Genomic DNA, 13,590 nt, shown 5'->3' with positions numbered 1-13,590 from the left:
GGTTAATAACCAATCTATCCGTGAGGAACCTCTTTCGTGTCTTCCCCCGTCCTGCAGACCGCTCCGTTCCCCGTCCGGGTCTTCGGCGGCCCGACCGCCCTCTTCGAGTACGGCGGCCTGCGCGTTCTCACCGACCCGACCTTCGACGGCCCCGGTGACCACCCGGCACCGGCCGCCGTGCTGACCAAGACGGCGGCGGCTGACGGCAGTCCGGCCGATCTCGGCCGCGTCGACGTGGTCCTGCTCTCCCACGACGAGCACGCCGACAACCTCGACACCTCCGGCCGGGCCCTGCTCACCGACGTCCCGCTGACGCTCACCACCCCCGGCGGCGGGGAGCGTCTCGGCGAGGCGGCGACCGGCCTCGCCGACTGGCAGTCGATCGAGCTCGAGCGCCGGGACGGCGGGCCCGGCACGGTCACCGTGACCGGCGTGCCCGCCATCCACGGTCCCGGCCCGCGCGAGGAGGTGGAGCCGATCACCGGCCAGGTCGTCGGTTTCGTCCTGACCGGCGAAGGCCTGCCCACCGTCTACGTCAGCGGCGACAACGCCTCCCTCGACGCGGTCAAGCAGATCGCCGAGCGCTTCGCCCCGGTGGACACGGCCCTCCTCTTCGCCGGAGCGCCCCGCTTCACAGAGGTCTTCGACGGCGAGGTGATCGTGCTGGACAGCGCCCAGGCCGCGGAGGCCGCGGAGATCCTCGACGCCGGCCGCGTGGTTCCCGTCCACTACGACAGCTGGGCCCACTTCACCGAGGGCCGCGACGAGCTCGTCGCGGCCTTTGCCGCCGCCGGCCTCACCGACCGCGTCGACTTCGGCGTCCGCGGCTGACCTCACGCACGCCGGGCCCGCACGCCGGACATGGCCGGGTACCGGCCGGCAAAGCCCCCGTCACACCTGTCGGCCGGTGCCCGGCGCCCCGCCCCCCCGTATGCCGCACGCCCTGGAAACGAAGGGCCGCACGAGCATGACCGACCCCGTCCGCGGCGTCCGCCGCGGCTCCGCCCCCGCCGCCCTGTCCGTACTGGACTCCGCCATGACCGGCACCGGCCGGACCGCCGCGGAGGCGCTGGCCGGCAGCATCGGACTCGCCCGGCTCGCCGGCCGGCGCGGCTTCACCCGCTACTGGACGAACGAGCACCACGCCATGCCCGGCGTCTCGGCCTCCAGCCCGCCCGTCCTGCTGCCCCGGCTCACCGCGGAGACCAGCAGGCTGCGGCTCGGCGCGGGCGGAATCATGCTGCCCAACCACCCGCCACTGGTCGTCGCCGAACAGTTCGGCATGCTGGAAGCCCTCGCCCCCGGCCGCATCGATCTGGGCCTGGGCCGCGCCCCGGGCACCGATCACGCCACGGCCGGCGCCCTCCGCACACGCCGTGCTCCGCATGTTCCAGCGCAAGTCCTACCTGCTGCCGTCCCCCGAGGAAGTGGACGCCTACACCTACGACGCCCAGGAACACCAGACCGTCGACAGCTGGCTGGACCACGTCCCGCACGGCACCCCCGAGCAGGTCACCGCTCACCTGGACCAGGTCCAGCGGGACTCCGGCGCCGACGAGCTCATGATCGGCGGCGTCGGCCACTCCGTCCGGGCCCGGCTGCGCTCCATCGAGCTGATCGCCGACGCCTACGGCATGCCCGACAGCCCGCACTGACGCGGAGCGGGCGGGCCTCCGCCCGCCGAGGCCGGCCACCCTCCGCGGACAGAACACCCAGGCCTGGCGCCTGCCGGCCCACGTCGGAGACCGGAGCGGGCCAACAGCACCGATGCGGACCCGGTCACCTCCGCGACGGGTTTCGCCGCCGGGCTCCGGTGTTACCCGTAGGAGGCGACAACTGCCGCACACGACGCCACCCTGTTGGAGGCACTCATGGCCACTGCGATCGAGGACATGCTCGATGCTTACCCCGCCGCCCTGGGCGGTATGGACCGCGACAAGCTCATCCGCTGTATCGAGGAGTGCATCGCCTGCGCCCAGGCGTGCACAGCGTGTGCGGACGCCTGTCTGGCGGAAGAGGCGGTCGCCGATCTCACCAGGTGCATCCGTACCGGTGCCGACTGCGCCGACATCTGCCGAACGACCGCCACCGTCCTCTCACGCCGTACGGGGTACGACGCCACCATCACCCGAGCCATCCTCCTGGCCTGCGCCACGGTCTGCGAGGTCTGCGGGGACGAGTGCGCGAACCATGCCGACCAGCATGATCACTGCCGGGTCTGCGCCGATGTGTGCCGTCGCTGCGAACAGGCCTGCAACGATCTGCTCACGTCCTTGGGCTGACGGCCGGCGCTCACCCGCGCCGGAGCACGCGGTGGCCGTGCGCCCGCACTTCTGCCAGGCCGGCTTCAGGCGCCGGCAGGAGAAGTTCCTCCACGGGCGGGAAGCGGGGGCACCCCCAGGGACAGGGCGAGGTGCCGGGGACGAACGACAACGTTTCGAATACGGCAGGCGGGAGACGCGACGGTCCGGCCCCCGGGGCCAGCGCCGAAGTGCGCCGTTTCCCCAGGACGGTCATGGCGGTCGCCCCGGCGCCGTCTGCGACGGACCGGTGGACGAAGGGCTGCGGGGGGCACGACAGAGCGGACGGGACAAGGACGGAGTTCTCATGACCAGCACGAAGGTGTCCGACTACATCCTCCAGCGGTTGCGCGAATGGGACGTGGAGCACGTCTTCGCCTACGCCGGCGACGGAATCAACGGGCTGCTCTCGGCCTGGGGGCGAGCCGGGAACAAGCCGAAGTTCATCCAGGCCCGGCACGAGGAGATGGCGGCCTTCCAGGCCGTCGGGTATGCCAAGTTCTCCGGCAAGGTGGGGGTGTGCGCGGCCACGTCCGGACCGGGTGCGATCCACCTGCTGAACGGCCTGTACGACGCCAAGCTCGATCACGTTCCCGTGGTCGCGCTGGTGGGGCAGACCGACCGCAGCGCCATGGGCGGTTCGTACCAGCAGGAAGTCGACCTGCAGAGCCTGTACAAGGACGTCGCGTCGGAGTTCTGCGAGACGGCGACGGTGCCGGAGCAGCTGCCGAACCTGATCGACCGGGCGATGCGTACCGCGTATGCCGAACGCACCGTCACCGCGGTCATCCTGCCCGCCGACGTGCAGGAGCTGGACTACAGCCCGCCGACGCACGCGTTCAAGATGGTGCCGTCCAGCCTGGGCCTGGGCCGCTACGCACCGGTGCCGGCCGACGAGGACATCCAGCGCGCCGCCGAGGTGCTGAACGCCGGTGAGAAGGTTGCCGTCCTGATCGGGCAGGGCGCTCGCGGGGCGCGGGACGAGGTGGAGCGTCTGGCGGACGTGCTCGGTGCCGGAGTGGCCAAGGCCCTGTTGGGCAAGGACGTCCTGCCCGACGACCTGCCGTACGTGACCGGTTCCATCGGGCTGCTGGGCACCCGCCCCTCCTACGAGCTGATGCAGGGGTGCGACACCCTGCTGGTGATCGGCTCCAGCTTCCCGTACACCCAGTTCCTGCCGGAGCTGGACCAGGCACGGGCGGTGCAGATCGACATCGATCCGCACATGATCGGGCTGCGCTACCCCTTCGAGGTGAACCTCGTGGGCGACTCCCGCGAGACGTTGCAGCGGCTGCTGCCACGCCTGCACCGCAAGGAGAGCCGCGTGTGGCGGAACACGGTCGAGGAGAACGTGGACCGCTGGTGGGAGGTCATGCAGCGCCGCGCCTCCGTGGAGGCCGACCCCGTCAATCCCGAGTACGTGGTCCACACATTGGACGGCAAACTGCCCGATGACGTCATCATCACCGCCGACTCCGGTTCCGCCGCCAACTGGTACGCCCGCCACCTGCGCCTGCGCGGACGCATGCGCGGCTCCCTGTCCGGGACGCTCGCGACGATGGGTCCCGGCGTGCCGTACGCCATCGGCGCCAAGTTCGCCCATCCGGACCGGCCGGCCATCGCGCTCGTCGGTGACGGTGCCATGCAGATGAACGGCATGATGGAGATGGTGACCGCTGCGAAGTACCACCGTGAGTGGTCCGATCCGAGGTTGATCGTGGCGGTGCTGAACAACGGCAATCTCAACCAGGTCACCTGGGAGATGCGGGCTCTGACCGGAGCCCCGCAGTTCGAGGAGTCCCAGCACCTCCCGGATCTGCCCTATGCGGAAATCGCCAAGCACCTGGGGCTCGGCGGTGTGCGGGTGGAGAAGCCCGAGCACGTCGAGGCCGCATGGGACCAGGCTCTCTCGGCTGACCGCCCCTTCGTCATCGACTTCCGCACCGATCCGGCCGTGCCTCCCATCCCGCCGCACGCCTCGCTGGACCAGATCGAGGCTGCGGCGTCCGCGATCCTGCACGGTGACAGCGACCGCGGCTCCATGGTCAGGCAAGGGCTGAAAGCCAAGGTCCAGGAGATGCTGCCCGGAAGCCGGTACCGCGCCGACCGGCCCGGCGCCGGACAGCACGACAGCACCGAAGAGAACGAGTGACGTACCGGCACCCCACCGGTGCACGGCTGACGTCGTCGCGCGGCCGGCCTTCCCGCGTCGGACATCTGCGGGCTGGTTACGCCGTGGAAGGTGCCCTCCCGGATCGCGAGCACCTGGTTCTGCGCGTGTGATGGGGGTAGCCGTTCGTTTGCCGCACGTCGCGGAGGCTTGTTGCCGGCCCGCTCGAGAGAAGGAGAAATGCCATGCCCGCAGGATCCAGCCCCAAGCGTGAGCGCCAGTACGAGCACATCAAGGAAGGTGCGGAGAAGCGCGGCACCTCCGAGAAGAGGGCGAAGGAGATCGCCGCTCGCACGGTCAACAAGGAACGGGCCCGCTCAGGAGAGTCGGAGTCGGCGAGCAGGACATCCACACATGACCCGAAGTCGGCTTCTCAGCGCGGCGGCCGGCGCTCACACAGCGGCGCCGGAGGGCCGACCAGGGACCAGCTCTACGAGGAGGCCAGGAAGAAGAACATCGAAGGACGCTCGTCGATGAACAAGGACCAGCTGAGCAAGGCCCTGGGCCGCTGAGCACGCGCCACGGGCCTTGTGCGCTGCCGCGCTGTCCCCGCCCACCGGGCCGAGGGCCGGCACGCACCGGGCGGGCGGTGGCGGGAACGCACGCACCGCCTCAGGGGTGCCCCGGGGCCGCTTGAGGGAGGGGACCGTGCAGTGACAGCGCCGCTCCGAGGCCGGCGGCGATCAGGTTGTGGCCGCGGGCGTGCCCCAGGCCGGGCAACGTGTCGTATTCCAGAAGCAGTGCCCACCCGGGGTCGTGTACGGTCCCCGGCTCCGGCGACGAATGCGGTGGGCATGCCGGCGATCCCCGCTTGGCCGTGAATCCGGCGCGATCCGGCTCCCTCACGAGCAAGCCCGCCGCGAAGTGCTCGAAGTGCTCCCCGAAGGCGGGCTCGGGCTCACGGTGCAGGGCCAGCGCGATGTCCCGGAGACGCGGAGCAGGGGCCGCCCGTCACTTCTTGCGTCGCGCATGTTCCGGCACTGCCGCCGTGTCGTGCGCTGATCCTGCTGAGGGAGCCCTGACACTGGCCCGATGGAGCCGGTCACCGTCGGAGTGGAAGAAGAATACCTGTTGCTCGACTCGCTGACCGGGCTGCCAGTCCCTGCGGGGGAACAGGTGAGAGCTGCCGCAGGAATGACCGCGATCGCCGGTGACGGTGAAATGCAACCGGAGCTTTTGCAGGCGCAGGTGGAAGTGGCCACGCCCGTGTGCGGACAGCTCGAGGAAGTCGGTGGCCATCTGTTGCGTCTCCGGCTCGCCGCCAATGCCGCTGCCGAAGAGTACGGATGTCAGCTCGCCGCCTGCGGGACTCCGCCTCTCAGGGGCGGGACGTCCGCCCCCGTGACCGAACGCGCACGGTATCGCGCCCTGCGCGCACAGGCTCCCCAGCTGGTGGCCGAGCAAATGATCAACGGCATGCACGTGCACGCGTCGGTGCCGAGCCGTGAGGCCGGCGTGGCCGTCCTGAACCGTCTGCGCCCCTGGCTCCCCGTCCTCATCGCCATGTCAGCGAATTCACCGCTGTGGGACGGTCAGGACACCGGGTTCGCCAGTTGGCGCACAGTGGTCTTCAACCGGTGGCCCGTCAGCGGGCCGCCTCCCGCCTTCGAGGACGCGGCGGACGAAGCGAGACGGGTCGAAACGCTCCTGCGCAGCGGGATCATCCAGGACACGGGACAGCTGTACTGGCAGGCCCGGCTCTCCGACCGCTACCCGACCGTCGAAGTCCGGTGCTGCGACGTACAGCTACGGGCCGATGAGGCGGTCATGTTCGCCGGCATCGTACGCGCACTGGTGACTGCCGCCATCCAGGAAACCGAAGCGGGAAGGCCCACCGTCCGCCACCTCCCCGAAGTGCTGCAGGCCGCGACCTGGCAGGCTGCGCGGCACGGTCTCGGCGGACAACTGATCACTGCCACGGGTACACGGGTCAGCGCCGGTGACGCGGTCGCCCAGCTCATGGAGCACATCACGCCCGCGCTGGACGCGGCAGGTGAGACCCGGCAAGTCGCCGCACTCGTACACCGGCTGCTGCGGCAGGGAACGCCCGCCGATCGCCAGCGGCGGGCACTGGGAGCAGGCGGCCTCAAGGCGGTCACCGAACTGATCGTCGCTGATACCACGGCAAACTGACGCGCCGGCCCCGCTCGGATCGACAGCATGACTGTCCCACACCGAACGCGCGGTTCCGTCGGCACCCGGATTCGGCAGGTCCGGGGAACATCGGAAAAGTAAAAACCACGCCCGTGCGCTGCGCCCAGCCGCAGGACTTACCCGTCGGAGCGCCCCGGAGTGTTGGCGGTTCGGAGCCCTCTCGCGGGGTGCCCGGTCCATCCGGACGCACCGGCGCATGCCGGCGGGAGAACCGCATGGTGCCGCGGTGCGCACCTCGGGAGGATTCGATGGGCGGCGGTCGCGCGGAGTGCCGGCGGAAGAGGGATTCCGGTGCAGCACGAGAACCTCGGGAAGGCGTTGAGCGGTGAGACATCCAGCCCGAACCTATGTTCGCCACGCAGATCCATGACGCCAGTTCGCTCCCCTTCGGCTTCCGGTGGGAGCTGAGCGGTGTGCCGAGATCCCGGGCTGCACCGGAGAGGCCCTCCACGGGCCCGCACGAGCGCCGTCCGGCCATGCCGGCAGAGGGACACCCATGGGTGTGCGCGGATTCGAGGGCGTCGTCGCACCCGGCCGGTACGGTGCGGTGCGGGCGCGATGGCCGTGCGGGACGAGGTCACCTGCGCCACCGACGAGCCTTCCACGGCCGGGGCGCTCGCACGGGGCCATGTCTCGTTCCGCCTCCGAGGTCCCAAGCCGCGGGGCGCGTACTCACTGAAGGGGGGCCGTCTCGCCCACCGGCTCCCGCGGGCCTGGGCCCTGGCGGCGGAACGGCTCAGGGGCGGCGCCAGTCTCCGGAGGGCAGATGGGATCCCGCCTGCGGCCCCATGCGCAGCATTCCGCCGTCCACCACCCAGGACGCTCCGGTCGTGTAGGAGGACTCCGGGCCGGCCAGGAAAGCGACGACGGAGGCGACTTCCCGGGCGTCGCCAGGACGCCCGAGCGGAATACCAGGCCGGTCAGCGGTGTGCACGTCCGTGTCCTCCTGGCCCGTCATGGGGGTCGCGATCTCGCCGGGAGCTACGGAGTTCACGGTGATGCCGTACTCGGACAGTTCCAGGGCCATCACCTGCGTCAGCAGGCCCAGGCCGCCCTTGGCGGCACAGTAGGGAGCCGCGCCGACCCTCGGCTGGTGCTCGTGCACGGAGGTGATGTTCACGATGCGGCCCCCCTCGCCCTGGGCGATCATGCGCCGGGCGGCCCTCTGTGAGCAGAGGAAGGGACCGATGAGGTCCACGTCGATGACGTGCCGGACCGTCGTGTGGTCGAGGTCGAGGAAGGGGGTGGACGTTCCGGTACCGGCGCAGTTGACCAGCACGTCGACACGGCCCAGGTCCACCGCGAGCGTGTCCACCACTGCGGCGGCGTCCGGCAGGTCCGAAAGGTCCAGCCGACGCACCGCGGCACGTCGGCCGGCGGCGCGGACCTCACTTGCGGTCCCCTCTGCGCCCTCGCGGTCGCGGTGCCAGGTGATACCGACGTCCATGCCCTGTTGCGCGAGTCGTGCGGCGACAGCTCTGCCGATCCCCGAGTCCGCTCCGGTGACCAGCGCTACTGGGACGACAGGCGGGGGTTGCTCGGTCATGCGTTCTCCTGGGCCGTACCGGCCTCAGCCGAAGGTGATTGACGGATGGACGGGTACCACCGGCCCCAGGAGGCCAAACCTCGTTTCGGGCCTACCGGCTCGTATTCCCTCAAGGTTCAGTCGGCCGCTCGGCGACTCCGTGCGCAGCGGGCCGCCGGCGTCTCGGCGGGAGCGGCTCCACTCTCCTCAGGGACCGCCGGTCTCGGCTGGTCGCCGGGCAGGTCCTTGTGCCAGGAACCGTCTCCTCCACCTGGCTCGCTTTCCTCCCGTGTCCGGGGCGGCACACCGTGCTCCTCCGCGCGGGAGCCTGTGAAGCCGGTCCGCCTGTCCGCGCGCAGTTGACCGACGCCGGTCAGCCCCCCGCTCGGTGGTTGAGTGTGAACAGCCCTCCGTCCGGGTCCTGAAGCGTCCGCGAGAACCCCTGCGGCGCCCAGGAAGCGGCTGATGTCCGGGGTTTGCTGCCGCCTGCGTCGATCGCGGCGGACGCAGCACGTTCGACGTCGTCGACGGCGAAGGTCACCAGCCACCGTGGTCGCGAGTGCGCCTGCACAGACGCCTGCTCCGCGCCGCCGTGCAGGGAGAGAACTGCTTGTCCGCCCCGGTCGACCTCGACGTGGTCGTGCCGGTAGACGACCTCGATGTCAGGTTCAGCGGCCCACTCGAAGACTTGCCCGTAGAACATGGCGGCGTCGAACACGTCGCGGGTCTGCAGGTCGAGACGGGCGGGTGCCCGCCCCTCGCCCGGCGCCCATGTCAGCGCGGGTCCCTCCCAGAACCCGAAGGTCGCGCCGTCCGGATCCGCGGCCAAGCCTGCGCGCCCCTCGCCCAGCGGCACCGGACCCACCGCCAGGGTGGCGCCTCGTTCCTGGATGCGCGCGGCCACCGTATCGGCGTCAGGCACCGCGAAGTACGGCGTCCACACCGAGGCTGGAGCGAGACCCGGCCGTCGCTCCCCGAGGCCCGCCACGGGCAAGCCGTCGGCCGACGCGACGAGGAACTGATCACCCAGTGAACTCGCCCGGAATTCCCACCCGAATACCGCCCGGTAGAAGGCTTGGGCGGCTTGCAGGTCGCTGACCATCAGGTTGACCCAGCAGGGGACACCCGCGGTCGGCACCACGTGATCAGCAGACTCAGCCATCACCACTCCTCCACAGTCACTCCTACACCGGCCCGGTCCGAGATGCCAACCGCGATGCGGACGGAGAACCGGCTGTCTGCGCACACGACGCGCCCACAGAACCGGTGGGCATCCGTCGAGCGTGCAGGAGAGCGGTACACCGTCTGCGGCAGCTGTCACGGCCGAAGCGCACGGTCCGTGAACGTGTTCACGGACCGTGCGCTGTCCAGTGCCTCCTGGAGCGAGGGCGGTCACCTCCGGTCTCACGCACCTGGGGAGCTGACCCCGAATCCCACAGGGGAGGAGGGAAAGTGGCCGAATGAGGCCCCGCGCGGACTATCGCTCAGCCGTTCGCGACGCGAAGGCTTCCCTCACATCCCATGGCCGGACACTTTTCCCGGGTCAGGGGGCGCTGACGTCTGCGGGACACGCACCGCGATCCTCATCCCCACAGGACGTACGCAGAGAGGTGCTGCACACCGGCACCCGGGGGAGACGGCTGCGGCAGGAGCCCGGCTCCGGTTCCGGCATGACGTACCGACGCCGTCCTCGGGACCGGGACCGAGGCCGGGCGCAGGACCGGCTCCCCAGGTGCCGCTGACGGAGTCGCGCAGGCGGCCTGGAGGCTCTGGTCAGTCGTTGCGACGTGCGCAAGGCATGCGCGGCCTGTACGGGGTGACGCAAGCGCCGGCCGCCGGCCCGTACGACGGGGAGCGGTGCCGCCGAGGGTCTGACCGGCTTCCCTCACTCCTCACCCGTCACGGGAACCCCCTCCCAGGTAGGGGCGTTGACAGGGGTTGCGGGGAGGGGTGAGGGGAGCAGGACTGTGGTGCAGAGACACTCGCGGCATCCTTGGCGGCTGTTACTGGTCGAGGACGACCGGGAGCTGGTCGACATGCTCTCCGAGGTACTGCGGGACGAAGGGTACGCGGTCGACGTCGCGACCGACGGTCAGCGAGGTCTGCATCTCGGCCTCTCCCGCACGTACGACGTGCTCGTCGTCGACCGGCGCCTGCCGGCGCTCGACGGCCTCGGCCTCGTGAGCCGGTTGCGGTCCCGCGCCGTCCGGACGCCGGTATTGCTGCTGACTGCGATGGGTACGGTGCACGATCGGGTCGACGGGCTCGACGCCGGCGCCGACGACTACCTCACCAAACCGTTCGATCTCGACGAACTGGGCGCCCGATTAAGGGCGTTGTGTCGATGGGCGCTCGAGTCCACCGATGTGCTCAAGATCGGATCGGGGCACCTGCACGTCGGCCGCCGGGAAGTCGAGCTGGCCAGCGGCGAGCAAGTGGCCCTCGCAGCACGGGAGTTCGCCTTGTTGTGGGCGCTCGCCTCGCGCCCCGAGGCCGTGCACTCGAGGGCGGACCTACGGCGGCTGGTGTTCCAGGAGGCTCCCGCGTCCTCCATTGTCGACACGTACGTCTACTACCTGCGCCGCAAGCTCGGCCGGCAGGTCGTGCGCACGGTCCGCGGTCTCGGTTACCGCCTGGGGGCGCTGTGAGGCCGTCGGCGTCCATCGAGTGGGCGGCGGTACGCCGGGCGCGGTTACGGATCGCCGTGATCACAGGGACGATCATCACGCTGCTGGTCACGGTCGTCGGCGGTGTCGCGCACACGGTGATGGTGCACGCGCAGAACGATCAGGTGTGGCGTGAGCTGCGCTACGGTGCGGGCTACGGCGATCTGACCAGTCCCCCGGTGTGCACCTGGCTGTACGCACCCGGCGTTGCCCCCTTGGCCAACGCCCCCGGCGGATTCCCGTTGCGCGCGGACGTGAACCGGGTGCGCAGCACCCACGAGGCCGTGGAGCGCACCGTGGAACGTGACCGCACGGTCTATCTGGTGCGCACACAGGTCCGGGCGGACGGGGACGTGGTGCAGGCGGTGTTCGACATGCGCTTCCAACTGGCCGACCGTCACCATCTGTGGTTCGCGCTGGGTGTGGCCGAACTGGTGGGCCTGATCGCCGCCGCCGTCACCGGGGTGCTCCTCGGACGACGGGCCGTGGCGCCTCTGGCGGAGGCCCTCACCCGCCAGCATCGGTTCGTCACGGACGCGAGTCACGAGCTGCGCACGCCGATCACCCAGGTGCACACGCGGGCGCAGGTGCTGGCACGGCAAGCGGCCGACCAGAATCTGCCGGTCCCGCATCGCGACGGGCTGGCCCGGCTCGTCGCTTCGGCCGGACGGCTCGGCGAGGTGCTCGACGACCTTCTGCTGTCCGCGAGCCTCGCGGCAGGTTCGGCACGGCCGTCGGAACGCCGGCCGGTCGATCTGGTCGCGCTGGCCCGGGCGGTGGTGGCCGAGGAGTCGGACCGGGCGAGGGCCCGCCGCCTGGCCGTCGTCGTGGACGCCCCGCCGCATCCCCTTTTCGTCGACGGCATTCAGTCCGCGCTGCGTCGCGCCGTCGGTGAGCTGCTGTCCAACGCGATCAGCCACACCCCGGCCGAGGGGCGGATCGAGGTGGCCCTGTCACGTTCCACCGGCATGGTCGTGCTGGCCGTCACGGACACCGGGTCCGGCTTCGACCCGGCCGCGATAGAGCAGCTGTTCCAGAGATTCCATCGGGGCAGTGGCGACGGCGGACGGTACGGACTGGGACTCGCGCTGCTGCGGGAGGTCGTCACTCGCCACCGGGGTACGGTCGCCGCCACCAGCCGTCCGGGCCACGGCGCCCGGTTCACCATCCGGCTGCCGGAACACGGTCCTCTGCCCGCCGCCCCGGCGCCGGCCCGTCCGGTCACGGCAGCTCGCACGCGGCGAGCAGGCGTGCGGCGGTGCGGACGTCCGCGTCCAGCGGACGATCCGGCTCGACCGGGGGGATCACCTCGATGAGAGCCTCGAGGAGTTCCGCGCATCGGGGCGCGGTGGGGCGGCGGGCGCCGACGTGGACCGCCTGGCGCAGGCCGAGCGCGAGGGAGCCGGACAGCAGGACGAGCAGCTCCGCCATGTCATAGGAACGCAGGGCGGCCTGGGTGCCGAACGGTACGACGTCCTGGTTGTGCAGGTTCGTCGGCAGACTCTGCATTCCTGCCGGTGTCGCGTTCCGGCGGATCTCCGCGACGAACGCGGTACTGGCCAGCTGTACCCCCTGGAGACCGTGCTGCAGGCCGGGAGCCGTGGCGAGCATCGGCGGCAATCCCCCGTTACGTGCCGGATCCGTCAGCAGGTCGAGCTGGCGTTCGGCGAGGTTGCCCAGCTGGGCGGTGACAGAGGCGAGCAGGTCGGCCGCGAACGCGGCGGGCTGCCCGAAGAAGTTCCCGCCGTGCACCACTTTCCCCTTCCCCGCATCGTCGTCGGGGAAGAACAGCGGGTTGTCGCTCACGCCGCCGAGGTCTGCGGCGACCACGCCGTCGACGTAGCGCAGCGCGTCCTCGGCGGCACCGAGCAACTGCGGGGCGCAACGGATGCTGTACGGCTCCTGCAGCGGCCGGGCACCCGAGGGGGTGATGCCGGTGAGCGTCCCTCGCATCCGCGCGCCGACGTCGATCGCTCCGGTGTGGCCGTAGACACGCAGCAGGTCCCCGTCGAGGAAGCCGGGGTCGCAGCCGAGGGTGTCGGCCAGCAGACAGGTGAGGGCCATGAGTGAGCGGTGCGCCGTACGGACAGTGTCGCGGGCCAGTGCCAACGCCGCGGTGGTGACGGAGGTGCCGTTGACGAGGGCGAGCGCGTCGCGGCCGTCCAGGGCGAGCGGGCGCAGCCCGGCGGCGGCCAGTGCCTCGCCGGCCGGCATGCGGCGGCCGTCCACGTAGGCGTGCCCCCGGCCGCGCAGCGCCTGGGTGGCGTAGGCGAGCGGAATGAGGTCGCCGCTCGCCCCGACGGAGCCGTACCGGGGGATGGCGGGCGAGAACGTCGTGGCGAACATCGCGGCGAGCCGGTCGACGACCTCGGCGGAGACGCCCGAGGCGCCCTGGGCGAGGGACCAGGTGCGCAGCAGGAGGGCGGCACGGCTGATCTCGTGCGGCAGGTCCGGTCCTTGGCCGGCCCCGAGGTGGGCCAGGGTGTTGTCGCACTGGTCCGCCTCGTCGGGACGGCCGGCGTATCCCACGAGTGCGCCGAACCCGGTCGTGGCGCCGTAGACGGGCGGGGCCTCGCCGTCGTCGTCGCCGTGCCGCAGGCCGTGGAAGAACCGGCGGCCGCGGTCCAGACGCGCCCGGGCCCCGGGGTCCACGGTGACGGTGAGCGGCGTCGCCGCGCGGCGCAGGGCGGCGGAGTCCGGGTGGCGGGTGAGTGAGACGGCGTCCATGGTGGTGAGCACGTTGCGAAACGTAGGCGGGAAATCTCAGAGCGCTCT

The 13,590-nt window shown here is 71.1% G+C and carries 10 protein-coding genes and 1 pseudogene; 8 read left to right on the top strand and 3 right to left on the bottom strand.

Going from position 1 to position 13,590, the window contains the following annotated elements; genetic code table 11:
• Positions 1 to 36: 36 nt before the first annotated feature.
• From ACF1FZ_RS25875 to ACF1FZ_RS25850, 6 genes and pseudogenes are all read left to right on the top strand, one after another.
• Positions 37 to 831, top strand: coding sequence for an MBL fold metallo-hydrolase (locus ACF1FZ_RS25875; protein ID WP_391775791.1), 795 nt, complete (start codon positions 37 to 39; stop codon positions 829 to 831).
• 100 nt (positions 832 to 931) lie between these two features.
• Positions 932 to 1,655 (top strand): annotated as a pseudogene (locus ACF1FZ_RS25870) (MsnO8 family LLM class oxidoreductase).
• 216 nt (positions 1,656 to 1,871) lie between these two features.
• The gene (locus tag ACF1FZ_RS25865; RefSeq protein ID WP_391775790.1) at positions 1,872 to 2,282 is read left to right on the top strand and encodes a four-helix bundle copper-binding protein; all 411 of its coding nucleotides are present in this window, start codon (positions 1,872 to 1,874) and stop codon (positions 2,280 to 2,282) included.
• Between the two features lie 325 nt (positions 2,283 to 2,607).
• Positions 2,608 to 4,452, top strand: a complete 1,845-nt coding sequence (locus tag ACF1FZ_RS25860; RefSeq protein WP_391775789.1) for a thiamine pyrophosphate-requiring protein — start codon at positions 2,608 to 2,610, stop codon at positions 4,450 to 4,452.
• Positions 4,453 to 4,655: 203 nt separating this feature from the next.
• Positions 4,656 to 4,982 (top strand): plasmid stabilization protein, encoded by a 327-nt coding sequence (locus tag ACF1FZ_RS25855; RefSeq protein WP_391775788.1) that lies wholly within the window; start codon positions 4,656 to 4,658, stop codon positions 4,980 to 4,982.
• Between the two features lie 520 nt (positions 4,983 to 5,502).
• Complete coding sequence (locus ACF1FZ_RS25850) at positions 5,503 to 6,603, top strand: glutamate--cysteine ligase (protein WP_391775787.1); 1,101 nt, start codon at positions 5,503 to 5,505, stop codon at positions 6,601 to 6,603.
• Between the two features lie 757 nt (positions 6,604 to 7,360).
• On the opposite strand, the gene ACF1FZ_RS25845 is transcribed toward ACF1FZ_RS25850, so the two are convergent.
• Positions 7,361 to 8,170, bottom strand: a complete 810-nt coding sequence (locus ACF1FZ_RS25845; protein ID WP_391775786.1) for an SDR family oxidoreductase — start codon at positions 8,168 to 8,170, stop codon at positions 7,361 to 7,363.
• 352 nt (positions 8,171 to 8,522) lie between these two features.
• Positions 8,523 to 9,311: a VOC family protein gene (locus ACF1FZ_RS25840; RefSeq protein ID WP_391775785.1), complete on the bottom strand. Its 789-nt coding sequence runs from the start codon at positions 9,309 to 9,311 to the stop codon at positions 8,523 to 8,525.
• Positions 9,312 to 10,116: 805 nt separating this feature from the next.
• Between ACF1FZ_RS25840 and ACF1FZ_RS25835 the strand changes: the two genes are divergently transcribed.
• Together ACF1FZ_RS25835 and ACF1FZ_RS25830 are read left to right on the top strand one after the other, a co-directional pair.
• The gene (locus ACF1FZ_RS25835) at positions 10,117 to 10,797 is read left to right on the top strand and encodes a response regulator transcription factor (protein ID WP_391775784.1); all 681 of its coding nucleotides are present in this window, start codon (positions 10,117 to 10,119) and stop codon (positions 10,795 to 10,797) included.
• Positions 10,798 to 10,853: 56 nt separating this feature from the next.
• The gene (locus tag ACF1FZ_RS25830; RefSeq protein ID WP_391775783.1) at positions 10,854 to 12,131 is read left to right on the top strand and encodes a sensor histidine kinase; all 1,278 of its coding nucleotides are present in this window, start codon (positions 10,854 to 10,856) and stop codon (positions 12,129 to 12,131) included.
• Here ACF1FZ_RS25830 and ACF1FZ_RS25825 read toward each other — a convergent pair.
• Positions 12,037 to 13,554, bottom strand: coding sequence for an aromatic amino acid ammonia-lyase (locus ACF1FZ_RS25825; protein WP_391775782.1), 1,518 nt, complete (start codon positions 13,552 to 13,554; stop codon positions 12,037 to 12,039). The genes ACF1FZ_RS25830 and ACF1FZ_RS25825 overlap by 95 nt on opposite strands.
• Positions 13,555 to 13,590 lie beyond the last annotated feature (36 nt).

It is taken from the genome of Streptomyces sp. NPDC014623 (genome assembly GCF_043088245.1).
In the GTDB taxonomy this organism is placed as follows: domain Bacteria; phylum Actinomycetota; class Actinomycetes; order Streptomycetales; family Streptomycetaceae; genus Streptomyces.
This window is presented reverse-complemented; position numbering and strand designations above follow the sequence as displayed.